General features: G+C 66.7%; 37 protein-coding genes. 1 reads left to right on the top strand and 36 read right to left on the bottom strand.

Annotated features, from left to right (window positions below):
- Window positions 1–87 precede the first annotated feature (87 nt).
- Window positions 88–1,005, bottom strand: coding sequence for a tRNA pseudouridine(38-40) synthase TruA (truA, locus tag AB0I32_RS23425; RefSeq protein WP_357510404.1), 918 nt, complete (start codon window positions 1,003–1,005; stop codon window positions 88–90).
- Window positions 1,006–1,044: 39 nt separating this feature from the next.
- Between truA and AB0I32_RS23420 the strand changes: the two genes are divergently transcribed.
- Window positions 1,045–1,806 carry an ROK family protein gene (locus AB0I32_RS23420; RefSeq protein ID WP_357510402.1) on the top strand — a complete coding sequence of 254 codons (762 nt, stop codon included), beginning with the start codon at window positions 1,045–1,047 and terminating at the stop codon, window positions 1,804–1,806.
- A gap of 81 nt (window positions 1,807–1,887) precedes the next feature.
- On the opposite strand, the gene rplQ is transcribed toward AB0I32_RS23420, so the two are convergent.
- From rplQ to rpsL, 35 genes are all read right to left on the bottom strand, one after another.
- A complete protein-coding gene (gene rplQ, locus AB0I32_RS23415) occupies window positions 1,888–2,472 on the bottom strand; it encodes a 50S ribosomal protein L17 (RefSeq protein ID WP_357510400.1) in 585 nt (194 codons plus the stop codon).
- 55 nt (window positions 2,473–2,527) lie between these two features.
- Entirely contained in the window at window positions 2,528–3,544 is a 1,017-nt protein-coding gene (locus AB0I32_RS23410; protein WP_116673607.1) for a DNA-directed RNA polymerase subunit alpha, read from the bottom strand.
- A 183-nt stretch (window positions 3,545–3,727) separates the two neighbouring features.
- Window positions 3,728–4,132 (bottom strand): 30S ribosomal protein S11, encoded by a 405-nt coding sequence (gene rpsK / locus AB0I32_RS23405; protein WP_116673606.1) that lies wholly within the window; start codon window positions 4,130–4,132, stop codon window positions 3,728–3,730.
- A 75-nt stretch (window positions 4,133–4,207) separates the two neighbouring features.
- Window positions 4,208–4,582, bottom strand: coding sequence for a 30S ribosomal protein S13 (rpsM, locus tag AB0I32_RS23400; protein ID WP_253869160.1), 375 nt, complete (start codon window positions 4,580–4,582; stop codon window positions 4,208–4,210).
- Between the two features lie 184 nt (window positions 4,583–4,766).
- Entirely contained in the window at window positions 4,767–4,880 is a 114-nt protein-coding gene (gene rpmJ, locus AB0I32_RS23395) for a 50S ribosomal protein L36 (RefSeq protein ID WP_003956441.1), read from the bottom strand.
- A 125-nt stretch (window positions 4,881–5,005) separates the two neighbouring features.
- A complete protein-coding gene (gene infA / locus AB0I32_RS23390; RefSeq protein WP_116673604.1) occupies window positions 5,006–5,227 on the bottom strand; it encodes a translation initiation factor IF-1 in 222 nt (73 codons plus the stop codon).
- 294 nt (window positions 5,228–5,521) lie between these two features.
- On the bottom strand, window positions 5,522–5,908 hold the full coding sequence (locus tag AB0I32_RS23385) for a hypothetical protein (RefSeq protein ID WP_357510398.1): 387 nt from the start codon (window positions 5,906–5,908) through the stop codon (window positions 5,522–5,524).
- A gap of 106 nt (window positions 5,909–6,014) precedes the next feature.
- Window positions 6,015–6,902: a type I methionyl aminopeptidase gene (map, locus tag AB0I32_RS23380; RefSeq protein ID WP_357510396.1), complete on the bottom strand. Its 888-nt coding sequence runs from the start codon at window positions 6,900–6,902 to the stop codon at window positions 6,015–6,017.
- A gap of 3 nt (window positions 6,903–6,905) precedes the next feature.
- Window positions 6,906–7,463: an adenylate kinase gene (locus AB0I32_RS23375; RefSeq protein WP_357510408.1), complete on the bottom strand. Its 558-nt coding sequence runs from the start codon at window positions 7,461–7,463 to the stop codon at window positions 6,906–6,908.
- Window positions 7,464–7,543: 80 nt separating this feature from the next.
- Window positions 7,544–8,839: a preprotein translocase subunit SecY gene (gene secY, locus AB0I32_RS23370; RefSeq protein WP_357510394.1), complete on the bottom strand. Its 1,296-nt coding sequence runs from the start codon at window positions 8,837–8,839 to the stop codon at window positions 7,544–7,546.
- 213 nt (window positions 8,840–9,052) lie between these two features.
- Window positions 9,053–9,505 (bottom strand): 50S ribosomal protein L15, encoded by a 453-nt coding sequence (rplO, locus tag AB0I32_RS23365; protein WP_116677494.1) that lies wholly within the window; start codon window positions 9,503–9,505, stop codon window positions 9,053–9,055.
- Between the two features lie 2 nt (window positions 9,506–9,507).
- Window positions 9,508–9,690: a 50S ribosomal protein L30 gene (rpmD, locus tag AB0I32_RS23360; protein ID WP_020016131.1), complete on the bottom strand. Its 183-nt coding sequence runs from the start codon at window positions 9,688–9,690 to the stop codon at window positions 9,508–9,510.
- Entirely contained in the window at window positions 9,690–10,343 is a 654-nt protein-coding gene (gene rpsE / locus AB0I32_RS23355) for a 30S ribosomal protein S5 (protein WP_116673600.1), read from the bottom strand. The genes rpmD and rpsE overlap by 1 nt, the downstream gene beginning before the upstream one ends.
- Before the next feature lie 31 nt (window positions 10,344–10,374).
- Window positions 10,375–10,746 (bottom strand): 50S ribosomal protein L18, encoded by a 372-nt coding sequence (gene rplR / locus AB0I32_RS23350; RefSeq protein WP_274993158.1) that lies wholly within the window; start codon window positions 10,744–10,746, stop codon window positions 10,375–10,377.
- Between the two features lie 2 nt (window positions 10,747–10,748).
- Window positions 10,749–11,285, bottom strand: coding sequence for a 50S ribosomal protein L6 (gene rplF, locus AB0I32_RS23345; RefSeq protein WP_357510392.1), 537 nt, complete (start codon window positions 11,283–11,285; stop codon window positions 10,749–10,751).
- Between the two features lie 21 nt (window positions 11,286–11,306).
- Window positions 11,307–11,705: a 30S ribosomal protein S8 gene (gene rpsH / locus AB0I32_RS23340; RefSeq protein ID WP_357443703.1), complete on the bottom strand. Its 399-nt coding sequence runs from the start codon at window positions 11,703–11,705 to the stop codon at window positions 11,307–11,309.
- Window positions 11,706–11,778: 73 nt separating this feature from the next.
- Window positions 11,779–11,964: a type Z 30S ribosomal protein S14 gene (locus AB0I32_RS23335; protein ID WP_021480434.1), complete on the bottom strand. Its 186-nt coding sequence runs from the start codon at window positions 11,962–11,964 to the stop codon at window positions 11,779–11,781.
- Between the two features lies 1 nt (window position 11,965).
- On the bottom strand, window positions 11,966–12,538 hold the full coding sequence (gene rplE, locus AB0I32_RS23330; protein ID WP_116673596.1) for a 50S ribosomal protein L5: 573 nt from the start codon (window positions 12,536–12,538) through the stop codon (window positions 11,966–11,968).
- Window positions 12,538–12,879, bottom strand: coding sequence for a 50S ribosomal protein L24 (gene rplX / locus AB0I32_RS23325; protein WP_116673595.1), 342 nt, complete (start codon window positions 12,877–12,879; stop codon window positions 12,538–12,540). The genes rplE and rplX overlap by 1 nt, the downstream gene beginning before the upstream one ends.
- A 2-nt stretch (window positions 12,880–12,881) precedes the next feature.
- Window positions 12,882–13,250 (bottom strand): 50S ribosomal protein L14, encoded by a 369-nt coding sequence (gene rplN, locus AB0I32_RS23320; RefSeq protein ID WP_020016123.1) that lies wholly within the window; start codon window positions 13,248–13,250, stop codon window positions 12,882–12,884.
- Window positions 13,251–13,387: 137 nt separating this feature from the next.
- Window positions 13,388–13,675 (bottom strand): 30S ribosomal protein S17, encoded by a 288-nt coding sequence (gene rpsQ, locus AB0I32_RS23315; protein WP_357443709.1) that lies wholly within the window; start codon window positions 13,673–13,675, stop codon window positions 13,388–13,390.
- 4 nt (window positions 13,676–13,679) lie between these two features.
- Window positions 13,680–13,919 carry a 50S ribosomal protein L29 gene (gene rpmC, locus AB0I32_RS23310; RefSeq protein WP_116673593.1) on the bottom strand — a complete coding sequence of 80 codons (240 nt, stop codon included), beginning with the start codon at window positions 13,917–13,919 and terminating at the stop codon, window positions 13,680–13,682.
- Between the two features lies 1 nt (window position 13,920).
- A complete protein-coding gene (rplP, locus tag AB0I32_RS23305) occupies window positions 13,921–14,337 on the bottom strand; it encodes a 50S ribosomal protein L16 (RefSeq protein WP_108492297.1) in 417 nt (138 codons plus the stop codon).
- 2 nt (window positions 14,338–14,339) lie between these two features.
- Window positions 14,340–15,194, bottom strand: coding sequence for a 30S ribosomal protein S3 (gene rpsC, locus AB0I32_RS23300; protein WP_116673592.1), 855 nt, complete (start codon window positions 15,192–15,194; stop codon window positions 14,340–14,342).
- Complete coding sequence (gene rplV / locus AB0I32_RS23295; protein ID WP_116673591.1) at window positions 15,194–15,553, bottom strand: 50S ribosomal protein L22; 360 nt, start codon at window positions 15,551–15,553, stop codon at window positions 15,194–15,196. The genes rpsC and rplV overlap by 1 nt, the downstream gene beginning before the upstream one ends.
- A 66-nt stretch (window positions 15,554–15,619) precedes the next feature.
- Window positions 15,620–15,901 (bottom strand): 30S ribosomal protein S19, encoded by a 282-nt coding sequence (gene rpsS / locus AB0I32_RS23290; RefSeq protein ID WP_253869175.1) that lies wholly within the window; start codon window positions 15,899–15,901, stop codon window positions 15,620–15,622.
- Window positions 15,902–15,915: 14 nt separating this feature from the next.
- Window positions 15,916–16,752, bottom strand: coding sequence for a 50S ribosomal protein L2 (gene rplB, locus AB0I32_RS23285; RefSeq protein ID WP_116673589.1), 837 nt, complete (start codon window positions 16,750–16,752; stop codon window positions 15,916–15,918).
- Window positions 16,753–16,783: 31 nt separating this feature from the next.
- Window positions 16,784–17,086, bottom strand: a complete 303-nt coding sequence (gene rplW, locus AB0I32_RS23280; protein WP_357510389.1) for a 50S ribosomal protein L23 — start codon at window positions 17,084–17,086, stop codon at window positions 16,784–16,786.
- Window positions 17,083–17,775, bottom strand: coding sequence for a 50S ribosomal protein L4 (rplD, locus tag AB0I32_RS23275; protein WP_357510387.1), 693 nt, complete (start codon window positions 17,773–17,775; stop codon window positions 17,083–17,085). The genes rplW and rplD overlap by 4 nt, the downstream gene beginning before the upstream one ends.
- Window positions 17,776–17,780: 5 nt before the next feature.
- A complete protein-coding gene (gene rplC / locus AB0I32_RS23270; RefSeq protein WP_357510385.1) occupies window positions 17,781–18,434 on the bottom strand; it encodes a 50S ribosomal protein L3 in 654 nt (217 codons plus the stop codon).
- Window positions 18,435–18,448: 14 nt separating this feature from the next.
- Entirely contained in the window at window positions 18,449–18,757 is a 309-nt protein-coding gene (gene rpsJ / locus AB0I32_RS23265; protein ID WP_019146773.1) for a 30S ribosomal protein S10, read from the bottom strand.
- A gap of 525 nt (window positions 18,758–19,282) precedes the next feature.
- Window positions 19,283–20,479, bottom strand: a complete 1,197-nt coding sequence (gene tuf / locus AB0I32_RS23260; RefSeq protein ID WP_357510383.1) for an elongation factor Tu — start codon at window positions 20,477–20,479, stop codon at window positions 19,283–19,285.
- A 122-nt stretch (window positions 20,480–20,601) separates the two neighbouring features.
- Entirely contained in the window at window positions 20,602–22,704 is a 2,103-nt protein-coding gene (fusA, locus tag AB0I32_RS23255) for an elongation factor G (RefSeq protein ID WP_357510381.1), read from the bottom strand.
- 92 nt (window positions 22,705–22,796) lie between these two features.
- Window positions 22,797–23,267 carry a 30S ribosomal protein S7 gene (gene rpsG / locus AB0I32_RS23250; RefSeq protein WP_182620558.1) on the bottom strand — a complete coding sequence of 157 codons (471 nt, stop codon included), beginning with the start codon at window positions 23,265–23,267 and terminating at the stop codon, window positions 22,797–22,799.
- The gene (gene rpsL / locus AB0I32_RS23245; RefSeq protein WP_108492305.1) at window positions 23,267–23,641 is read right to left on the bottom strand and encodes a 30S ribosomal protein S12; all 375 of its coding nucleotides are present in this window, start codon (window positions 23,639–23,641) and stop codon (window positions 23,267–23,269) included. The genes rpsG and rpsL overlap by 1 nt, the downstream gene beginning before the upstream one ends.
- Between the last annotated feature and the right edge of the window lie 149 nt (window positions 23,642–23,790).

The following is a 23,790-nucleotide window of genomic DNA, read 5'->3' as shown; positions in this document are numbered from 1 at the left end:
TCGACGCCTTGATGGCCTGACGCCCGACTGTCGAAGTAGACCTGTCCGAGTCTCCCTGGTGATGCCGGGGAGACTCGGACAGGCGCTCTACTTCGCAGCCGGGGTGTCGTCCCAGACGTCCTCGTCCATGCGCTTGGCGCGGACGGCGTCCGCGCGCGCGGCGAGCTCTTCGTCCGGCGGGAACGTGATCTCCTCGAGGCACAGCCCTTCCGGGGGCACGACGAAGACGCCCGCGTCCCGTCGGCGGGACGCCAGGAGCTCCGCGGGCCAGCTCACGGGGCGGCGCCCCTCTCCCACCCCCATCGACGCGCCGACGAGGGCCCGCACCATGTTGTGGCAGAACGCGTCGGCGACGACGTGCCCGACCACGAGGCCCGCATCGGGCCCATCGGCGGGGCGTTCCCAGGCGATGTGCTGCAGCTCCCGGATGGTCGTCGCGCCCGGGCGGGGCTTGCAGTACGAGGCGAAGTCGCGCACCCCGATGAGCGGGCGCACGGCGTCGTCCATCGCGACGGCGTCGAGCGGCTTGCGGGACCACAGGACGTGCCTGCGCCGCAGCGGATCCCGGAGGCCCGGCGCGTCGGCGATCCGGTACGTGTAGCGGCGGCGCAGGGCGGAGAAGCGCGCATCAAAACCGGGCGCCGCCTGCCTGGCGCCGCGCACGACGACGTCGGTGGGCAGCACGCCCGTCAGCCGGGACACCAGCGCCTCCGCAGGGGTTCGGCTGGACCGCCCCGAACGGCCGGGGAGCGCCGCCCAGGCATCGGCCTCGAGGTCGACGTGCGCGACCTGGCCTCGCGCGTGGACGCCCGAGTCGGTCCGCCCGGCGACGGTGAAGCGAGGCGTCGGCCGACCGAGCTGCTCGCTGCGCAGGACCCGTGCCAGACCGTCCTCGAGGGCACCCTCCACGGTGCGCAGACCCGGCTGGCGCGCCCAGCCGGCGAAGTCGGTGCCGTCGTAGGCGAGGTCGAGCCGGACCCTGATGAACTCGTTCACGCCAGCCATCTTCCCCGATCCCCATGCAAGAGTTCGTACAGTGACGTCATGGCAGACATCCTCACGCTGGCAGTCGACTGCGGTGGCGGCGGGATCAAGGCAGCGGTTCTCGACTCGTCGGGCACCGCTCACGCGGCGCCGGTCCGCGTACCGACGCCCTACCCGCTGCCGCCCGAGCTCCTCGTGGACACGATCGCGAAGATCGCCACCGACCTCCCGGCGGCCGGACGGGTCACGGTCGGCATGCCCGGCATGATCCGCAGCGGCGTCGTCGTGCACACGCCGCACTACATCACCCGGTCGGGGCCGCGCTCCCGCGTGGATCCGGTCCTGCTCGACGCATGGCACAGCTTCGACATGCGCGCTGCCGTCGCCAGCCGGCTGAACCTGCCCGCGCTGGTCCTGAACGACGCAGAGGTGCACGGCGCGGGCGTGGTCGCCGCGTCCGGCCTCGAGCTGGTCATCACGCTCGGCACGGGTCTAGGGACCGCCATGTTCCACGGCGGCCGGATCGCGCCGCACCTGGAGTGGTCGCACGCCCCGGTGCGCCGCAGCCTGACGTACGACCAGTACATCGGCGAGCCCGAGCGACGCCGGCTGGGCGACGGCCTGTGGTCACGACGCGTGGTCACCGTCGTCGACGGGCTGCGGCCCGTCTTCCACTGGGACCGGCTCTACCTCGGGGGCGGCAACGCGCGGCGCATCACACCGTCGGCGCTCGCCCGGCTCGGCGACGACGTCGTCATCGTCCCGAACTCCGCCGCCCTGGTGGGCGGCGCGCGTGCCTGGGACCTGCTGCCTGCTCAGTGACGTGCAGCCGCGCACGACGACGCCGGGCCGCACCCTCCGTACGGAAGGTGCGGCCCGGCGTCGTGCAGGGGAGAAAGAGGCTCAGGCCTCCTTCGTCTCCTCGGCGGCCTTCTTCTTGGGAGCCGCCTTCTTCTTCTTGGGGGCCTCGGCAGCGGCGTCCTCGGCGGGGGCGTCGGTGACATCCTCGGCCGGGGCGTCCTCGACCGGAGCGTCCTCGACGACGACGTCCTCGGCCGGGGCCTCGGTCACGGGGGCGGCCTTCTCGGTGGCCTTGGTGGCCTCCTTGACGACTGCCTGCTTGGGGCTCACGGGCTCGGTGACGAGCTCGATGACCGCCATGGGCGCGTTGTCACCCTTGCGGGTGCCGATCTTGGTGATGCGCGTGTAGCCACCGTTGCGCTCGGCCATGGCCGGGGCGATCTCGGTGAAGAGCGTGTGCACCACGCCCTTGTCACGCACGACGGTGAGCACGCGGCGACGGGCGGACAGGTCGCCCTTCTTCGCGAACGTGATCAGACGCTCGGCCAGGGGACGCAGGCGCTTGGCCTTGGTCTCCGTGGTCGTGATGCGGCCGTGCTCGAAGAGGGAGGTGGACAGGTTCGCGAGAATCAGACGCTCGTGAGCCGGGCTACCGCCGAGCCGCGCGCCCTTGGTAGGGGTAGGCATTACTTGTCTCCTTGGAAGTGGTTCCGCACGTCCGGCCTAGGCCGGACGTGGGACGTCAGTACGACTGCTCGTCGCCGCTGTAGGCCGCGGAGTCGCTACCCTCGAAGTACGAAGCGCCGGCCGGATCGAAGTCCAGCGGCGAGTCCTTGAGGCTGAGGCCGAGCTCGGCCAGCTTCTCCTTGACCTCGGTGATCGACTTCGCACCGAAGTTGCGGATGTCGAGCAGGTCCGCCTCACTGCGGGCAACAAGCTCGCCCACCTGGTGGATGCCCTCGCGCTTGAGGCAGTTGTACGAACGGATGGTGAGGTTGAGCTCCTCGATCGGCAGCGCCAGGTCCGCGGCAAGCGCGGTGTCCGTCGGCGACGGCCCGATCTCGATGCCCTCGGCCTCGACGTTCAGCTCACGTGCCAGGCCGAACAGCTCGACCAGGGTCTTGCCAGCCGAGGCGAGCGCGTCGCGAGGCGTGATTGCCTGCTTCGTCTCGACGTCGACAATGAGCTTGTCGAAGTCGGTGCGCTGCTCGACTCGGGTGGCCTCGACCTTGTACGTGACCTTGAGGACCGGCGAGTAGATCGAGTCGACCGGGATGCGCCCGATCTCCGCGTCGAACTGCTTGTTCTGCGCGGCGGACACGTACCCACGGCCCCGCTCGACGGTCAGCTCGATCTCGAGCTTGCCCTTGTCGTTGAGGGTGGCGATGTGCAGGTCGGGGTTGTGGACCTCGACCCCCGCCGGCGGAACGATGTCCGCAGCGGTCACGACGCCGGCGCCCTGCTTGCGCAGGTACATCACGACGGGCTCGTCGTTCTCCGAGGAGACGACGAGGTTCTTGATGTTGAGGATGATCTCGGTGACGTCTTCCTTCACGCCCGACACGGTGCTGAACTCGTGCAGCACACCGTCGATACGGATGGACGTGACGGCCGCGCCCGGGATGGACGACAGCAGGGTGCGACGCATCGAGTTGCCGAGCGTGTAGCCGAAGCCAGGCTCGAGCGGCTCGATGGAGAAGCGGGAACGGCTCTCCGAGATGACCTCTTCGGTCAGCGTGGGGCGCTGTGCGATAAGCACTGTGGGTGTCCTTTCGAGTGTGCGTCCGCTATATGACGCATCACGGCTTGCGATCTCTCGCGGCCTGGACGGATCTCTGTCACCGTCCGGGCAAGGTGCTCACCGAATGCGGTGAGCGCTGTCGCATCGCGGTGCGGTCCCGCGGCCCAGGGGCCGCGCGGCCGCACCGCGGCGCGACGGATATCAGACGCGGCGACGCTTCGGGGGGCGGCAGCCGTTGTGAGCCTGGGGCGTCACGTCCTGGATCGAGCCGACCTCGAGGCCGGTCGCCTGGAGCGAGCGGATCGCGGTCTCACGACCGGAACCCGGGCCCTTGACGAAGACGTCGACCTTCTTGACGCCGTGCTCCTGCGCACGACGGGCGGCCGACTCGGCTGCCATCTGCGCGGCGTACGGGGTCGACTTACGGGAGCCCTTGAAGCCGACGTGGCCGGCGGACGCCCATGCGATCACAGCACCCGAGGGGTCGGTGATCGAGATGATCGTGTTGTTGAACGTGGACTTGATGTGCGCCTGGCCGAGCGGGACGTTCTTCTTGTCCTTGCGGCGCGGCTTGCGGCCGGCTGCGGCGCGAGTCTTGGGAGGCATGTGTTTTTAGATCTCCTGGTCTGATCGGACCGGGGCGGTCTCAGCTCGATGAGCCGACCGCTCCACGGACTGCTATCAGCGGGCCTTCTTCTTGCCCGCGACGGTGCGCTTGGGACCCTTGCGGGTACGCGCGTTGGTCTTTGTGCGCTGACCACGCACCGGCAGTCCGCGACGGTGGCGGATGCCCTGGTAGGTACCGATCTCGACCTTGCGGCGGATGTCGGCCGCGACCTCACGGCGGAGGTCACCCTCGAGCTTGAAGTTGCCCTCGAGGTGGTCGCGGAGCGCAACGAGCTCGGCGTCGCCGAGGTCCTTGACGCGGACGTCCGGGCTGATGCCCGTGGCGGCCAGGGTCTCCTTCGCGCGGGTACGACCCACACCGAAGATGTAAGTGAGCGCAACCTCAAGCCGCTTGTCGCGGGGGAGGTCGACGCCGATAAGACGTGCCATGTGCCTTCCGGCTCCTGTACTGCTCATCGGAGGTCTGCCGCACCGCCATCCCGCGATTCACGCGAGCCCCGGCCTCCGGGCCGAGGGTTCCCCTCACCTGTGCGGTTGCCCGCTGGATGAGGTTCGAGGTGGTGCGCTGGTGGTGGCCTCAGCCACCGACCCCGGGCGGATGCCCGGGACGTGATCAGCCCTGGCGCTGCTTGTGGCGCAGGTTGTCGCAGATCACCATGACGCGACCGTGCCGGCGAATCACCTTGCACTTGTCGCAGATCTTCTTGACGCTCGGCTTGACCTTCATGGTTTTTCCTCCACCACGGCGCCCGGTCTCTCGGTGCGCACGCAGCAGTGTCGTGGGTGGTCGATCGTGCGGCGACGTCACCTCTGGCCAGGCCGCGAGTGACATAGCCCCGGATCGGGGACTGACTACTTGTAGCGGTAGACGATCCGGCCGCGGGACAGGTCGTACGGGCTGAGCTCCACCACCACGCGGTCCTCGGGGAGGATCCGGATGTAGTGCTGTCGCATCTTGCCCGAGATGTGCGCGAGAACCCTGTGACCGTTCGACAGCTCGACGCGGAACATCGCGTTCGGCAGAGCCTCGATCACACTGCCCTCGATCTCGATGACACCGTCCTTCTTTGCCATATCCTCCGCTAACTCTCGTCGTGACTGCTTCCACGCCCACGGCACCGCAGGAGCCCTGCGGAGCCGACAGTCGGGTGTGGATGTCGTGTGTGCCCGTGTACCGCCAACCTCGTGTGCCTCGGCCTGCGCCCCGCTCGCGCGGGGACCGGCAGGCGCCTCGGCACCCTTTCAAGAACTGGAGGCGTTGAACGGACTACACCCAGCGGTCCAGCCTACGTCACTTCGGAAAGCATTCAAAGCGCAGGACGACGGCGAACCCAGCTCCCGGCCGTGAGCCTCGCCACGGGAGGCCCTTCAGAGGTCGTACTCGACGCCCGGCAGGCCGATCATCGTGTGCGGGAGGCTGGTGACGAAGAAGAACAGCATGGGGAGCCAGCCGAGCACCATGCCGAGGCCGAGCGCGACGAGCACGTGCCTGCCCTGTGTCTTCCAGAGCCACACGCCGAGCAGCCACATCACCGCGCCGAGCAGCAGGACCGACTCCCACACGAACAGCGAGGTGCCGAACCCGAGCACCGCGCCGACCCAGAGGAACGGGCTCGGCGCGAGCCGGCGGCCCCAGGTGGCGATCCAGCGTCCGGACCGCTCGAGGCCACGGCGCGCAGCCGGAAGAGCTCGCCTGCCCGCGCCGGGCACAGGCGTGCCGGCACCGCCGGGCGAGGTGTGCGCTTCATCGGTCACAGGCCGATCGTAGCCAACTGACTCCGACTTAAATAGGCCTCGGGTGAAAGTCGCCTCCGGCTCGGTCTCTACCTGTATCGACTGAGCCTGCGGTTCCGCTTCGGGCTCAGCCGAGCGAGACCGGCTCCACGCCGAAGACGCCGAGACGCTCCGCTCCCCCGTCGACCGCCGTGAGGACGATGATGCCGTCCTCCATGATCGCGGTGGAGTGCTCCCAGTGCGCCGCACGGGATCCGTCGACGGTGACGACTGTCCAGTCGTCCTCGAGGACCCTGGTCTCGGACCCGCCGCGCGTGATCATCGGCTCGATCGCCAGGCACATCCCCGACCGCAGCCGAGGGCCCGAACCGGACGTCTTGTAGTTGTGCACGTCCGGCGGCTGGTGCATCGCGCTGCCGATGCCGTGCCCGACGTAGTCCTCGACGATGCCGTAGTCGATGCCGTTGAACTCGCCGGCCATCTCGACGGCGGCCTCCACCGCCTCGCCCACCGCGTTCAGGCGCTTCGCGGACGCCAGCGTGGCGATGCCCGCCCACATGGCGGTCTCCGTGGTCCGGATGAGCGCGATGTCGGCGAGGTCCGCACCCGCGGCGACCAGGTCGTCGTCGGGCAGCGTGTGGTCGAGGGCCCCGTCGGGGCCCAGGACGAACGAGACGGCCGAGTCACCGTGCCAGCCCTCGACGATCGCACCGCAGTCGATCGAGACGAGGTCACCCGCTGCCAGCACCCGGCTGCCCGGGATGCCGTGGATGACCTCGTCGTTGACCGATGTGCAGATGACTCCGGTGAACCCGTGGTAGCCAAGGAACGACGGCGCCGCACCGGCGTCGTCGATGGCCTTGGCGGCCACGCCGTCCAGGTCCGCGGTGCTGACGCCAGGCCGGGCCGCGGACCGGACCGCGGCAAGAGTGTCCGCGACCACCAGACCGGCACGCCGCATGAGGCGTACCTGGTCCGGTGTCTTGTACTCGACCCGGTCCCGCCCGAAGACCACGCCTCAGCCCAGCTGGGCCGCGAGGGCGGCGACGATGCGGTCGGTGACCTCGGTGATCTCACCGACGCCGTCCACCTTCGCCAGCAGCCCGCGCTCCGCGTACGCGGCGGTGAGGGGCGCCGTCTCCGTGCCGTAGATGTCGAGCCGGCGGGCGATCCCCTCAGGGGTGTCGTCCTCACGGCCCTCGTCCTCGGCACGCTTGGTGAGACGCTCCATCAGGACGTCCCGGTCGGCCGTCAGCTCGATCACGCCGTCGAGCTCCCACCCGAAGCCGGCGAGCGTGGTGTCCAGCTCAGCGACCTGGGCCGCGTTGCGCGGGTAGCCGTCCAGCAGGAACCCGCCCTTGACGTCCTCGTCACCGAGGCGGTCGCGGACCATCGCGTTGGTGAGCTCGTCGGGGACGAGCTCACCCTTGTCGATGTACTCCTTGGCCGTCGTGCCGAGCTCCGTGTTGCCCTTGATGTTGGCCCGGAAGATGTCGCCGGTGGAGATCGCCACGATGCCGAACACCTCGGCGAGGCGCGCGGCCTGGGTGCCCTTGCCGACGCCCTGCGGGCCCATGATGACCAGGCGCGTGACCTGGCCCTCCTTGTCCGGACGAGCGTGGAGCTCGCGGCGAGAGGCGGTGGAGGGGGTCTGACTCAACGGAGAAATCCTTCGTAATGGCGCTGCTGCAGCTGTGAATCGATCTGCTTGACCGTATCCAGCCCGACGCCGACCACGATGAGGATCGAGGCACCGCCGAAGGGCAGGGCCGTGCTGACGCCGAGGAAGACGAGCACCAGCGTCGGGATCAGCGCAACCAGCGCGAGGTACACGGAACCGGCGGAGGTGATCCTGGTGATCACGAAGTCCAGGTACTCCGCCGTCGGGCGGCCGGCCCGGATGCCGGGGATGAAGCCGCCGTACTTCTTCATGTTGTCCGCGACCTCGTCCGGGTTGAACGTGATCGAGGTGTAGAAGAAGCAGAAGAAGATGATCATCAGCGTGTAGATCGCGATGTACAGCGGCGACGACTGCTGGACCAGGTTGTTGGAGATCCAGACGACCCAGTCGGAGGTCTGGTCCCCGAACTGCGCGAGCAGACCTGGGATGGCGAGGATCGATGCCGCGAAGATCACCGGGATCACACCGGACATGTTGATCTTGATCGGGATGTAGGTGCTGGTGCCGCCGTACATCCGGCGGCCCACCATGCGCTTCGCGTACTGCACCGGGATGCGGCGCTGCGACTGCTCCACGAACACCACGAGGCCGATGACCAGGATGATCACGAGGATCATGATGGTGAAGTTCAGGACGCCGTTGGCGCCACCGGCGATCGACCAGAGCGACGTCGGGAAGCTCGCGGCGATCGACGTGAAGATCAGGAGCGACATGCCGTTGCCGACGCCGCGCTCGGTGATCAGCTCGCCGAGCCACATGACGAGGCCTGTACCGGCGGTCATGGTGATGACCATGAAGATCGAGGTCAGGACGCTGTCGTCCGGGATGACGGGGACGGCACAGCCCTGGAAGAGCAGGTTCTGACGTGCCGTCGTGATGACGGTGGTCGACTGCAGGATCGCGAGACCGATGGTGAGGTAGCGCGTGTACTGGGTCAGCTTGGTCTGACCCGACTGGCCCTCCTTCTGCAGCGCCTCGAAGCGTGGGATCACCACGCGAAGCAGCTGCACGATGATGCTTGCCGTGATGTACGGCATGATCCCGAGGGCGAAGATCGACAGCTGCAGCAGAGCACCGCCGCTGAAGACGTTGATCAGGCCGAGCAGGGTGTTGTCACCCTGCGTCGCGATACATTGCTGCACGTTCTGGTAGTCCACGCCGGGAGTCGGTATGAACGACCCGAGCCGGAAGATCGCCATGATCGCGATCGTGAACAGCAGCTTGCGCCGCAGGTCTGGCGTCCGGAAAGCCCGGCCGAAAGCGCTGAGCACCCTATCCTCCTGGCCCGCCGTTGCGGGATCTAGTGTCGCCGGCGCAACGCCGGCGAGATGTGTCGAACGTGGGCCAGACCACAACGGTGCAGCCAGACCGTGTCGGATTCTACGTTGCTCACGGGGTCTTTCGGACCACAAGAGCCCCGGGAAATTCTCAAGAGAGCACACAGGGCCGGCCGCGCATCATGCGCCGCCGGCCCTGTAGCTGTATCAGGCCTCCGAGACCGTACCGCCGGCCGCCAGGATCTTCTCCTTGGCGGTTGCCGAGACGCGGTCGACCGCGATCTCGAGCTTGACGGTGATCTCACCGTTGCCGAGCACCTTCACGGGCTGACCCTTGCGGACCGCCCCCTTGGCGACGAGGTCCTCGACGGTGACGGAGCCACCATCGGGGAACAGCGTTGAGAGCTTGTCCAGGTTCACGACCTGGAACTCCACCCGGAACGGGTTCTTGAATCCACGCAGCTTCGGGAGGCGCATGTGCAGAGGCACCTGCCCACCCTCGAAGCCTGCGGGGACCTGGTAACGAGCCTTCGTACCCTTGGTACCGCGACCTGCCGTCTTACCCTTCGAGCCTTCACCGCGACCCACACGGGTCTTCGCGGTCTTGGCGCCGGGGGCCGGACGGAGGTGATGCATCTTCAGCGGCTTGTTCTCCGCCATGATCACTCGACCTCCTCGACGGCGACGAGGTGCGCCACCGTCTTGACCATGCCACGAATCTCCGCACGGTCCTCCTTCACGGCGGTGTCGCCGATCCGCTTGAGGCCGAGGGTTCGCAGCGTGTCACGCTGGTTCTGCTTGCCGCCGATGGCGGACTTGGTCTGAGTCACCTTGAGTCGAGCCATCACGCACCCGCCTTTGCAGTCGACTCGGCACGACCAGCGGCCTGCGCACGCAGGAGCGCGGCCGGGGCCACGTCCTCGAGCGGGAGGCCACGACGAGCGGCAACAGCAGCCGGCTCCTCGAGGCCCTTCAGGGCCGCGACCGTGGCGTGCACGATGTTGATCGCGTTCGACGAACCGAGCGACTTGCTCAGCACGTCGTGGATGCCGGCGCACTCCAGCACGGCGCGCACGGGACCACCGGCGATAACACCGGTACCCGGCGACGCCGGACGCAGGAACACGACACCGGCGGCCTTCTCACCCTGGATGGGGTGAGGGATGGTGCCCTGGATACGAGGGACGCGGAAGAAGTTCTTCTTCGCCTCCTCGACACCCTTGGCGATCGCCGCGGGCACCTCCTTGGCCTTGCCGTAGCCGACGCCTACGGTGCCGTCACCGTCGCCCACCACGACGAGCGCGGTGAAGCTGAAGCGGCGGCCACCCTTGACGACCTTGGAGACGCGGTTGATGGAGACGACCTTCTCGATGAAGGCGCTCTTTTCCTCGCGCGCCCCACGACGGTCGCCGCCACGGCCGCCACCACGGCGGTCGTTACGGTCCTTGTTCTCGGTGGCGGCACCCTGGGGGGCGCCGCTGCGCTGCCCTGCAGCCATCAGAGAGTCCTCTTCTTCCGTGCGTTGGTCATCACAGGGCCAGACCGCCCTCGCGGGCGCCGTCAGCCACTGCAGCGACGCGACCGTGGTACTTGTTGCCGCCGCGGTCGAACACGACGGTGTCGACGCCGACAGCCTTGGCACGCTCGGCGACGAGCTCGCCGATCTTGCGGGCCTTGGCCGTCTTGTCGCCGTCGAACGCACGCAGGTCGGCCTCGAGGGTCGACGCAGACGCGACGGTCTTGCCCACGCTGTCGTCCACGACCTGCGCCACCATGTGGCGCGAGGAACGGGTGACGACGAGACGCGGACGAACGGCGGTGCCAGCGATCTTCTTGCGCAGGCGAAGGTGGCGACGCTGACGAGCGACGGACTTGCCCTTGCCCAGGATCTTGATAGCCATCGTCACTTACCAGCCTTTCCGACCTTGCGGCGGACGTTCTCGCCGGCGTAACGCACGCCCTTGCCCTTGTAAGGCTCGGGCTTGCGGATCTTGCGAATGTTCGCTGCGACCTCGCCGACCTGCTGCTTGTCGATGCCCGAGACCGAGAACTTGGTGGGGCTCTCGACTGCGAACGTGACGCCTGCGGGCGGTTCGATGACAACAGGGTGGCTGAAGCCGAGCGCGAACTCGAGGCTCGAGCCCTTCGCCACGACACGGTAACCAGTACCGACGATCTCGAGCTTCTTCTCGTAGCCCTGCGTCACACCGGTGATCATGTTGGCGATCAGGGTGCGGGTCAGGCCGTGCAGCGCACGGGAGTTCCGCTCGTCGTCAGGACGCGACACCACGAGCTGGGCGTCCTCCTGAGCGACATTGATGGGTGCGGGCACGTTGTGCTCGAGAGAACCCTTGGGGCCCTTCACGGTCACGAGCGCGCCGCTGACAGTGATGTCCACGCCGGCTGGGACCGGAACGGGAAGCTTGCCGATTCGAGACATTGGCGTTTTCTCCTTTCCGGATTACCAGACGTAGGCGAGGACTTCGCCGCCGACGCCCTTGGCCTGTGCCTGACGGTCGGTGAGGAGGCCGGAGGACGTGGACAGAATCGCCACGCCCAGGCCGCCGAGCACCTTGGGCAGATCGGTGGACTTGCGGTAGACACGCAGACCGGGCTTCGAGATGCGGCGCACGCCCGCCAGGGCGCGCTCCCGGTTCTGGCCGTACTTCAGCTCGAGCGTGAGGGTCTTGCCCACCTGGGCGTCCTCCACGTTCCAGCCGACGATGTAGCCCTCGGCCTGCAGGATCTCAGCAATGTGCGTCTTCAGCTTCGACGACGGCATGGAAACCGTGTCGTGGTGCGCCGAGTTCGCGTTACGCAGACGGGTCAGCATGTCTGCGATCGGGTCGGTCATAGTCATCGGGCTCTTGCCCTTCCTCGCCGGGGTATCCGAACAGCCTCGAGGGGCTGAACAGACCTACGGCGTAGTTGTGTTACCAGCTGCTCTTGGTGACGCCCGGAAGCTCGCCACGGTGGGCCATCTCCCGGACGCAGATGCGGCACAGGCCGAACTTGCGGTAAACGGAGTGCGGGCGACCGCACTTCTGGCACCGGGTGTAGGCGCGAACCGCGAACTTCGGCTTGGCGGCCGCCTTGTTGATCAGGGCCTTCTTCGCCATGTCAGTTCTCCTTGAAGGGGAAGCCGAGACGGCGCAGCAGAGAGCGGCCCTCGTCGTCGGTCGTCGCCGTCGTCACGACCGTGATGTCCATACCGCGGACCCGGTCGATCTTGTCCTGGTCGATCTCGTGGAACATCGACTGCTCCGTGAGACCGAAGGTGTAGTTGCCGTGCCCGTCGAACTGCTTGGGCGACAGACCACGGAAGTCGCGGATACGCGGCAGGGCGGTCGCCAGCAGGCGGTCCAGGAACTCCCACATGCGGTCACCGCGAAGCGTGACGTGCGCACCGATCGGCATGCCCTCGCGCAGCTTGAACTGTGCGATGGACTTACGAGCCTTGGTGACCTGCGGCTTCTGACCGGTGATCGCCGAGAGGTCGCGGATAGCGCCCTCGATGAGCTTCGAGTCCTTGGCCGCGTCGCCCACACCCATGTTCACGACGATCTTCGTGAGACCGCCGGCCTGGTGCAGGTTCTTGTGGCCGAACTCTTCGATCAGCGCCGGGAGGATCTCCTCGCGGTACTTCTGCTTGAGGCGCGGCTGGGCCGGGGCCTCGATGGTCGTCTCGGTCATCAGATGTCCTTCCCGGAGCGCTTCGCAACGCGGATCCGGACGGTCTTGGTACGACCGTCGCGCTCCACCTGCTCCTCGCGGTACCCGACGCGGGTGCCCTTCTTGGTCTCCGGGTCGACGATCATCACGTTGCTCACGTGGATCGGCGCCTCGACCGTCTCGATGCCACCGGTGCGGGCGCCGCGCTGCGACTGACCCACCTTGGTGTGCTTCGTGACTCGCTGAACACCCTCGACCACGAGGCGGTCGGAGTCCTTGAGGACCTCGAGCACCCGGCCGGTCTTGCCCTTGTCACGACCCGAGATCACGATGACCTGGTCGCCCTTCTTGATCTTCGCCATGGTCAGAGCACCTCCGGTGCCAGCGAGATGATCTTCATGAACCGCTTGTCACGCAGCTCGCGGCCCACCGGGCCGAAGATGCGGGTTCCACGAGGCTCGCCGTCGTTCTTGAGGATGACGGCGGCGTTCTCGTCGAACTTGATGTAGGAACCGTCTGGACGGCGGCGCTCCTTGGCGGTCCGGACGACGACAGCCTTGATGACGTCGCCCTTCTTCACGTTGCCGCCCGGGATCGCGTCCTTGACGGTGGCGACGATGGTGTCGCCGATTCCGGCGTAGCGACGGCCCGAACCACCGAGAACGCGGATGCAGAGAATCTCCTTGGCACCCGTGTTGTCGGCGACCCGAAGTCGCGACTCCTGCTGGATCATTTGAATGAACTCCTGTCGTCGAACTGGTTCTCGCGCGGACTGCTTCCGGCGAGCCTGGTCGAACGGATAGTTGCTGTGCTAGGCCGGGACGGCACGCGTACGTGTGTCACGCACCGCCCCTGCCGATGTAGAAGTCCTTACTTGGCCTTCTCGAGGATCTCCACGAGCCGGAACCGCTTGGTAGCGGACAGCGGGCGGGTCTCCATGATGACGACCAGGTCGCCGATGCCGGCGCTGTTCTGCTCGTCGTGTGCCTTGACCTTGGTCGTGCGACGGATGACCTTGGCGTAGAGCGGGTGCTTAACCCGGTCCTCGACCTCGATCACGATGGTCTTGTCCATCTTGTCGCTGACCACGTAGCCACGGCGCACCTTACGCGTCGCGCGCTGGGCCTCGGGGGCCTCAGGCGTCGTCTTCTCGCTCATTGCCTCACTCACTCACGCTCGGAGCCGTACGGATGCCGAGCTCGCGCTCACGCAGGATCGTGTAGATCCGTGCGATGTCGCGACGGACGGCCTTGAGACGACCGTGGCTCTCGAGCTGGCCGGTCGCCGACTGGAAGCGGAGGTTGAAGAGCTCCTCCTTGGCTTCCTTCAGCTTGGCGACGAGGGTCTCGTCGTCCATGCCATCCAGATCGATGGGGGCAAGCCCCTGCGTACCGATAGCCATATCAGACACCACCCTCGCGCACCACGAAACGGCACTTCATCGGGAGCTTGTGCATCGCGCGGCGCATGGCCTCACGTGCAAGGGACTCGTCAACACCGGCCAGCTCGAAGAGGATCCGGCCGGGCTTGACGTTGGCGACCCACCACTCCGGAGAACCCTTACCGGAACCCATGCGGGTCTCGGCAGGCTTCTTCGTCAGCGGACGGTCGGGGTAGATGTTGATCCACACCTTGCCGCCACGCTTGATGTGGCGAGTCATTGCGATACGCGCCGCCTCGATCTGGCGGTTGGTGACGTACGCCGGCTCCAGAGCCTGGATGCCGAAGTCGCCGAACGCGATCTGGGTGCCACCCTTTGCCGCACCGGAGCGCGACGGGTGGTGCTGCTTGCGGTGCTTGACCCTGCGCGGGATCAGCATGGTCAGGCCTCCGTTCCGGTCTCAGCGGCCGGAGCAGCAGCTGCCTCAGCCGCGGGGGCTGCCTCAGTGCTGCGCTCGGCCGGACGCTCGTTACGACGTCCGCCACCACCGCGACGGTCGCCACCGCGCTCGCCACCGCGCTCGCCACGCTCAGGACGGTCGCCACGACCGCGACCCGCGCGGGGTGCGGCAGTAGCCTGCTGAGCGGCGAACTCCTTCTCGGTGACCTCGCCCTTGTAGATCCACACCTTGACGCCGATACGGCCGAAGGTGGTGCGGGCCTCGTAGAAGCCGTAGTCGATGTACGCCCGGAGGGTGTGCAGGGGCACGCGGCCCTCGCGGTAGAACTCCGAACGGCTCATCTCGGCGCCGCCGAGGCGGCCGGCGACCTGCACGCGGATACCCTTCGCGCCGGCACGCTGGGCGGACTGCATGCCCTTGCGCATCGCACGACGGAAGGAGACACGGCTGGCCAGCTGCTCGGCAATGCCCTGAGCAACGAGCTGCGCGTCGATCTCCGCGTTCTTGACCTCGAGGATGTTGAGCTGAACCTGCTTGCCCGTGAGCTTCTCGAGCTCACCGCGGATGCGGTCGGCCTCAGCACCTCGACGACCGATCACGATGCCCGGACGTGCCGTGTGGATGTCCACGCGGACACGGTCGCGGGTGCGCTCGATCTCAACCTTGGAGATACCCGCGCGCTCGAGGCCGGTGCCCATGAGCTTGCGGATCTGAACGTCCTCACGGACGTAGTCGCGGTACCGCTGACCAGGCTTGGTGCTGTCGGCGAACCAACGCGACCGGTGGTCAGTCGTAATACCCAGGCGGTACCCGTGCGGGTGAACCTTCTGTCCCACTATCGGGCCCCTTCCTTATCGGCGAGCACCACGGTGATGTGGCTGGTGCGCTTAAGAATGCGCGTAGCACGTCCCTGAGCCCGAGGCCGGAACCGCTTGAGCGTCGGCCCCTCGTCCACGAACGCGGCGGAGACGACGAGGTCGCCCTCGTCGAAGCGCTCGCTCGCGCGGTCGGCCTTCACCCGAGCGTTCGCGATCGCGCTCTCCACGACCTTGCGGATCGGCTCACTGGCGGCCTGCGGTGCGAACTTCAGCACCGCGACGGCCTCAGAGGCCTGCTTGCCACGGATGAGGTCCACGACGCGCCGGGCCTTCTGGGGCGTGACACGGACGAACCGCGCCTGCGCCTTGGCTTCCATTGCTGTCCTGCTTCCTTTTCTCAGACAGTCCAGATCATCACTGCTTCAGCGGGGAGAACCCACGCCTCAGCGGCGACGACCCTTCCTGTCGTCCTTCACGTGGCCGCGGAAGGTCCGCGTGGGAGCGAACTCGCCGAGCTTGTGGCCGACCATCGACTCGGTCACGAAGACCGGGACGTGCTTGCGACCGTCGTGCACGGCAAAGGTGTGACCGAGAAAGTCGGGCGTGACAACCGACCGACGGGACCAGGTCTTGATAACTGTCTTGGTCCCCTTCTCGTTCTGGACGTCCACCTTCTTCTGGAGGTGTCCGTCTACGAAGGGGCCCTTCTTCAGGCTACGAGGCATGTTTCAGGCTCCTATCAGCGCTTCTTGCCGGTACGACGGCGACGGACGATCATCCGGTCGCTCGACTTGTTCGGACGGCGGGTACGACCCTCGGCCTGGCCCCAAGGGCTGACCGGGTGACGTCCGCCGGACGTCTTGCCTTCACCACCACCGTGGGGGTGGTCCACCGGGTTCATGGCGACACCACGGACGGTCGGGCGCTTGCCCTTCCAGCGCATGCGGCCGGCCTTGCCCCAGTTGATGTTCGACTGCTCGGCGTTGCCGACCTCGCCGACCGTCGCGCGGCAGCGCAGGTCGACCATCCGGATCTCGCCGGACGGCATGCGCAGCTGCGCATAGGGGCCGTCCTTGGCAACGAGCTGCACCGACGCACCAGCCGAACGGGCGATCTTCGCGCCGCCGCCGGGCCGAAGCTCGATGGCGTGGATGACCGTACCGGTCGGGATGTTGCGCAGCGGCAGGTTGTTGCCGGGCTTGATGTCAGCACCCGCACCAGCCTCGATGCGGTCGCCCTGCGACAGCTTGTTCGGCGCGATGATGTAGCGCTTCTCGCCGTCCGCGTAGTGCAGGAGCGCGATGCGTGCCGTGCGGTTGGGGTCGTACTCGATGTGAGCGACCTTCGCGGGCACGCCGTCCTTGTCATGACGACGGAAGTCGATGACGCGGTAGGCGCGCTTGTGGCCGCCACCCTTGTGACGCGTCGTGATACGACCGGTGTTGTTACGACCACCGGTCTTGCTCAGCGGGCGGATCAGCGACTTCTCGGGCTGCGAGCGCGTGATCTCGACAAAGTCGGCAACGCTGGAGCCGCGGCGGCCGGGCGTAGTCGGCTTGTACTTACGGATTCCCATGGAAACCTGTCCTCAATCGTCTCTCGTCAGCTCAGCCGACCGGACCGCCGAAGATGTCGATCGTGCCCTCGCGGAGGGTGACGATCGCACGCTTCGTGTCCTTGCGCTTGCCGAGGCCAAAACGCGTGCGACGCGTCTTGCCCTTGCGGTTCATCGTGTTCACCGACGCGACCTTGACGCTGAAGACCTTCTCAATAGCGATCTTGATCTCGGTCTTGTTCGCGCTCGGCTCGACGATGAAGGTGTACTTGCCCTCGTCGAGAAGGTTGTAGCTCTTCTCGGAGACGACCGGCGCGATCAGGATGTCGCGCGGGTCCTTCACGGTGACGCTCACTTGGCGGTCTCCTCAGCGGTCTCGGCCTCGGACTCCGTGGCGACAGCCTTCGCGCCCTTGGTCGGGCCCTCGAGGAACGCGGCAAGCGCACCCTCGGTGAAGATGACGTCGTCGGAGACGAGCACGTCGTAGGTGTTCAGCTGGTCAGCGACCAGGAGGTGCACCTCGGGAACGTTGCGCAGGGACTTGACCGTGGCCTCGTCGTCGCGCAGCGTCACGACGAGCACGTGAGCACGCGTCGTCAGCTTCGTGATGGTGGCGAGCGCCGTCTTGGTGGACGGGACACCCTCGATGCCGAAGCCGGAGACGACGTGCACGCGACCCGAACGGGCGCGGTCCGAGAGGGCACCGCGCAGGGCGGCAGCCTTCATCTTCTTCGGGGTGCGCTGGTCGTAGCTGCGCGGCTGCGGGCCGTGGACGACGCCACCGCCGGCAAACTGCGGAGCACGCGTCGAACCCTGGCGGGCGCGACCTGTGCCCTTCTGCTTGTACGGCTTGCGGCCACCACCGCGGACCTCGCCACGAGTCTTCGTGGACGCGGTCCCCTGGCGGGCTGCTGCGCGCTGCGCAACGACCACCTGGTGGATCAGCGGAATGTTCACGGCGACGTCGAACACCTCAGAGGGGAGCTCGGCGGTGCCGGACTTCTTGCCCTGGGCGTCCAGGACGTCGACAGTCAGAGCGGTCATCGGGTTCACGCTCCCTTCGCGGCGTTACGCACGAGGACGACGCCACCCTTGGGGCCGGGAACCGCGCCCTTGACGAGCAGCAGACCCTTCTCGACGTCGACCGCGTGAACGGTCAGGTTCTGGGTGGTCTGACGGGCGTTACCCATCCGACCGGCCATCTTCATGCCCTTGAAGACTCGCGACGGCGTCGAAGCGCCACCGATCGAGCCGGGCTTGCGGTGGTTGCGGTGCGCACCGTGCGAGGCACCCACGCCATGGAAGCCGTGACGCTTCATGACGCCGGCGGTGCCCTTGCCCTTGGTGGTACCGACCACGTCGACCAGCGCGCCAGCCTCGAAGGCGTCAGCGGTGATCTCCTGGCCAAGGGTGTACTCGGAGGCGTTCTCGGTGCGGATCTCGGCCACGTGACGGCGCGGCGTGACGCCGGCCTTCTCGAAGTGGCCCTTGAGGGGCTTGGTGACCTTGCGCGGGTCAACCTGGCCGGTCGCGAGCTGAACAGCCGCATAACCGTCGGCGTCTGCTGTGCGGACCTGGGTCACCACATTGGTGCCCACGGCGACAACGGTCACCGGCACGAGGCGGCCTGCCTCGTCCCAGAGCTGCGTCATGCCGAGCTTGGTCCCGAGCAACGCGGTCACGTTCTTCTGCTGGTTGGTCATGATGTCCTCCAGCCTCAGAGCTTGATCTCGATGTTCACGTCCGCCGGCAGGTCGAGTCGCATGAGCGAGTCGACGGCCTTGGGCGTGGGATCGATGATGTCGATGAGCCGCTTGTGCGTACGCATCTCGAAGTGCTCGCGGCTGTCCTTGTACTTGTGAGGCGACCGGATCACAACGAAGACGTTCTTCTCCGTCGGCAGCGGCACCGGACCCACGACCGTCGCACCAGCGCGAGTGACCGTGTCGACGATCTTGCGCGCCGAACTGTCGATCACCTCGTGGTCGTAGGACTTGAGCCGGATGCGGATCTTCTGTCCCGCCATGGCGTCGTCTGACTCTCTCTCTCGAACCGCTACTGTCCGACCCACGCACTCGGGCGTGTCGCATAATGCGGCACAGCCGGGCGCAAAACACCATTGCTGGTGCCGGGGCCGTTGGGAAGTGATCTGCGCTGGCTGCAAGCCAGAGCGACCACGACGTTTGCAGAGCCTGCTCGGAACAGTGCCTCCGGAAGACCGAAGGACGTGTGCTCCGCGGGGCGCCTCGTACGTATCGAACAACAGGCGATAAACCCCGCGACCCCTCACCCGGTTTCTCCCCGGGAGGGTGACCGCTCCAGCCTCTGTTGGCCCCGAACGATCCGGGACCAAGGACTGCGGTTCTGCACACTGTTCGACACTTGAAAGAGCGCGCCCTTGACAGGCAACTATGCAATCTTGCCATACGTCTCCGCATGTACCAAACGGAGGACGTGTGACACGGGCTACTTACGCAACAGGGCCCGGGTGCCGAAGCACCCGGGCCCCATCGTTCAGCTGACTTCCGTCAGATGAGTCCGTTCTCCAAGATCACTTGAGGATCTTGGTGACACGGCCTGAACCGACCGTGCGGCCACCCTCGCGGATGGCGAAGCCCAGACCCTCTTCCATGGCGATCGGCTGGATGAGCTCGACCGTCATCTCGGTGTTGTCGCCGGGCATGACCATCTCGGTGCCCTCGGGCAGCGTGATGACGCCGGTGACGTCCGTGGTGCGGAAGTAGAACTGCGGGCGGTAGTTCGAGTAGAACGGGTTGTGACGGCCACCCTCGTCCTTGCCCAGGATGTAGACCTGAGCCTCGAAGTTCGTGTGCGGGGTGATCGAACCCGGCTTCACGATGACCTGGCCGCGCTCGACGTCCTCGCGCTTGATGCCACGCAGGAGGAGACCGGTGTTGTCGCCGGCCTGCGCCTGGTCCATCTGCTTGTGGAACGTCTCGATGCCCGTGACCGTGGTCTTCTGCGGCACGCGGATACCGACGATCTCGACGTCGGAGTTGATGTCGAGCGTGCCACGCTCGACCTTGCCGGTGACGACGGTGCCACGACCGGTGATCGTGAAGACGTCCTCGATCGGCATCAGGAACGGCTTGTCGAGGTCACGCACCGGCTCCGGCACGTTCTCGTCGACAGCGTCCATCAGCTCGACGATCTTCTCGACCCACTCGGCGTCGCCCTCGAGAGCCTTGAGGCCCGAGACGCGGACGACGGGAGCGTTGTCGCCGTCGAACTCCTGCGACGACAGCAGCTCACGGACCTCCATCTCGACGAGCTCGAGGATCTCCTCGTCGTCGACCATGTCGGACTTGTTGAGCGCCACCATCAGGTACGGCACGCCGACCTGACGGGCGAGCAGAACGTGCTCACGCGTCTGGGCCATCGGGCCGTCGGTCGCGGCAACCACCAGGATCGCGCCGTCCATCTGCGCGGCACCGGTGATCATGTTCTTGATGTAGTCGGCGTGACCCGGAGCGTCGACGTGCGCGTAGTGGCGCTTCGGCGTCTCGTACTCGATGTGCGCGATGTTGATCGTGATACCGCGCTGCTTCTCCTCCGGCGCGGCGTCGATCTCGTCGAAGTTGCGCTGCGTGTTCGCCGGGAGCTCCGGGTACTTGTCCGCAAGCGTCTTCGAGATCGCGGCGGTCAGCGTCGTCTTACCGTGGTCGACGTGACCGATCGTGCCGATGTTGACGTGCGGCTTGGTCCGCTCGAACTTGGCCTTAGCCACTGGGGTCCTCCTGGGACTTGGGTAGATGTTCCGAACGTTGCAGATGCTCGGCCAAGAAGCCTACAACTGCGGGGCGTGCGGTTCTTCCTACAGGTTGGTTGTGCGGGTCGACCTGTGGGGACTCACTCGCCCCGGGTCTTCTTGATGATCTCTTCGGCAACTGCCTTGGGAACCTCGGCGTAGCTGTCGAACTGCATCGAGTACACCGCGCGACCCTGGGTCTTCGACCGCAGGTCACCGATGTAACCGAACATCTCGCTCAGCGGCACCTGGGCGCGAACGACCTTGACGCCGGTCGCGTCCTCCATGGACTGGATCATGCCACGTCGGGAGTTGATGTCGCCGATCACGTCGCCCATGTACTCCTCGGGCGTACGCACCTCGACGGCCATGACCGGCTCGAGCAGGACCGGGTCGGCGCGCCTGACGCCTTCCTTGAAGACCATCGAACCGGCAATCTTGAACGCCATCTCCGAGGAGTCGACGTCGTGGTACGCACCGTCGATCAGCGTCGCCTTGACGCCGACGACCGGGAAGCCCGCCAGGACACCCTGCTGCATGGCCGACTGGATGCCGGCGTCCACGGACGGGATGTACTCGCGCGGGATGCGGCCACCGGTGACGGCGTTCTCGAACTCGTAGAGCTCGCCCTCCGACGTCTCCAGCGGCGCGAAGGTCACCTGGACCTTGGCGAACTGGCCGGAACCACCCGTCTGCTTCTTGTGCGTGTAGTCGATCTTCTCCGCCGTGCGGCGGATCGTCTCGCGGTACGCGACCTGCGGCTTGCCGACGTTCGCCTCAACCTTGAACTCGCGACGCATACGGTCGACGAGGATGTCGAGGTGGAGCTCGCCCATACCGCCGATGACGGTCTGGCCGGTCTCGTCGTCCAGCTTCACGCGGAAGGTCGGGTCCTCCTGCGCGAGCTTCTGGATGGCGGTCGACAGCTTCTCCTGGTCGGCCTTCGTCTTCGGCTCGATCGCCACGTCGATGACGGGCTCCGGGAAGCTCATCGACTCGAGGATGACCTGGTTCTGCGGGTCGCACAGGGTGTCACCGGTGGTGACGTCCTTGAGCCCGATGAACGCGTAGATGTGGCCGGCGTGCGCTTCCTCGACCGGGTTCTCCTTGTTGGAGTGCATCTGGAAGAGCTTCCCGATGCGCTCCTTCTTGCCCTTGGTCGAGTTCTGCACGGCAGCGCCCTGCGCGACCTTGCCCGAGTAGACGCGGACGTAGGTCAGCTTGCCGAAGAACGGGTGCGTGGCGACCTTGAACGCCAGAGCCGAGAACGGCTCCGACTCGTCCGGCCGACGCTCGATGATCTTCTCTGCGTCCTTGACGTCGACACCCTGGACAGCCGGGACGTCGAGCGGGGTCGGCAGGTAGTCGATCACGGCGTCGAGCATGGGCTGGACGCCCTTGTTCTTGAACGCCGAGCCGCACAGGACCGGGAAGGCCGCGGACTTGATGACGAGCTTCCGGATACCGGACTTGATCTCCGGGATCGTCAGCTCCTCGCCACCGAGGAACTTCTCGAGCAGCTCGTCGTCCGCCTCGGCGACGGCCTCGACCAGCTCGGCGCGGTACTGCTGCGCCTTCTCGAGCATGTCGGCCGGGATGTCCTCGACCTCGTACTCCTCACCCATCTTGGTGTCGCCGCGCCACGTGAGCGCCTTCATCTCGATGAGGTCGACAACGCCCTCGAAGTCGTTCTCAGCACCGATCGGGAGCTGGATGACGAGCGGCTTCGCCTTGAGGCGGTTGACGATGGTGTCGACGGTGAAGTAGAAGTCCGCACCGAGCTTGTCCATCTTGTTGACGAAGCAGATGCGGGGGACGTCGTACTTGTCCGCCTGGCGCCAGACCGTCTCCGACTGGGGCTCGACACCCTCCTTGCCGTCGAACACGGCAACGGCACCGTCGAGCACGCGGAGCGAACGCTCCACCTCGACCGTGAAGTCGACGTGACCCGGCGTATCGATGATGTTGATCTGGTTGTTCTTCCAGTAGCAGGTCGTCGCGGCGGACGTGATCGTGATGCCGCGCTCCTGCTCCTGCTCCATCCAGTCCATCGTCGACGCACCGTCGTGCGTCTCACCGATCTTGTAGTTCACACCCGTGTAGAACAGGATGCGCTCGGTCGTCGTGGTCTTTCCGGCATCGATGTGGGCCATGATGCCGATGTTGCGGACCTTGTTCAGGTCGGTCAGCACGTCGAGTGCCACGGTGTCTTACCCCTTGGTCTGAAGGTGGGTTGGGGCCGGCGGTCAAGCATCCACCGACGGCCCCGGGGTAACCCGGGGCCGCTCGGAAGCTACTACCAGCGGTAGTGCGCGAAGGCCTTGTTGGAGTCGGCCATCTTGTGCATGTCCTCGCGGCGCTTGACCGCGGCACCGAGACCGTTCGACGCGTCGAGGATCTCGTTCATGAGACGCTCCGTCATCGTCTTCTCGCGACGAGCGCGGGAGAAGTCGGTGAGCCAGCGCAGCGCGAGCGTCGTGGCACGCGTGGGGCGGACGTCGACCGGCACCTGGTACGTGGCACCACCGACGCGGCGGGAGCGGACCTCGAGCGCGGGGCGGACGTTGTCCAGCGCACGCTTGAGGACCACAACGGGGTCGCCGTCGGTCTTGGAGCGGACACCCTCGAGGGCGCCGTAGACGATCGCCTCGGCGGTCGACTTCTTGCCGTCGAGCAGGACCTTGTTGATCAGCTGCGTGACAACCGGGGACCCGTAGACCGGGTCGACGATGAGCGGCCGCTTCGGGGCCGGACCCTTGCGGGGCATCAGCTCTTCTCCTTCTTGGCGCCGTACTTGCTCCGACCCTGCTTGCGGCCCTTGACACCCTGGGTGTCGAGCGCGCCGCGGACGATCTTGTACCGCACACCCGGGAGGTCCTTCACACGGCCGCCACGCACGAGCACGATGGAGTGCTCCTGCAGGTTGTGGCCGACACCGGGGATGTACGCGGTGACCTCGGTACCGGAGGAGAGCTTCACACGCGCAACCTTGCGGAGCGCCGAGTTCGGCTTCTTGGGGGTGGTGGTGTACACGCGAGTGCACACACCGCGCCGCTGGGGGGAGGCATGAAGGGCCGGCGTCTTGGACGCCGTGACCTTCGAGGTACGCCCCTTGCGGACGAGCTGCTGGATCGTAGGCACTACGTCTCCGTCGTCTTCTTGAGCTTCGGCGACGCCCTGCCGGCGTCCCCGTCGATGGTTTGGCTTGTGCGTGCCGATTGCATGCGACACCCACAGCCCCCCACGGGGACTGCTGCGCCACTTACCACCGGCTCGATGGCCCGGCTCCG

The sequence above is a fragment of the Promicromonospora sp. NPDC050249 genome (assembly GCF_040656015.1).
Lineage (GTDB): Bacteria > Actinomycetota > Actinomycetes > Actinomycetales > Cellulomonadaceae > Promicromonospora.
The sequence above is the reverse complement of the archived record's forward strand: the minus strand, read 5'-3'. Positions and strand labels throughout refer to the sequence as shown.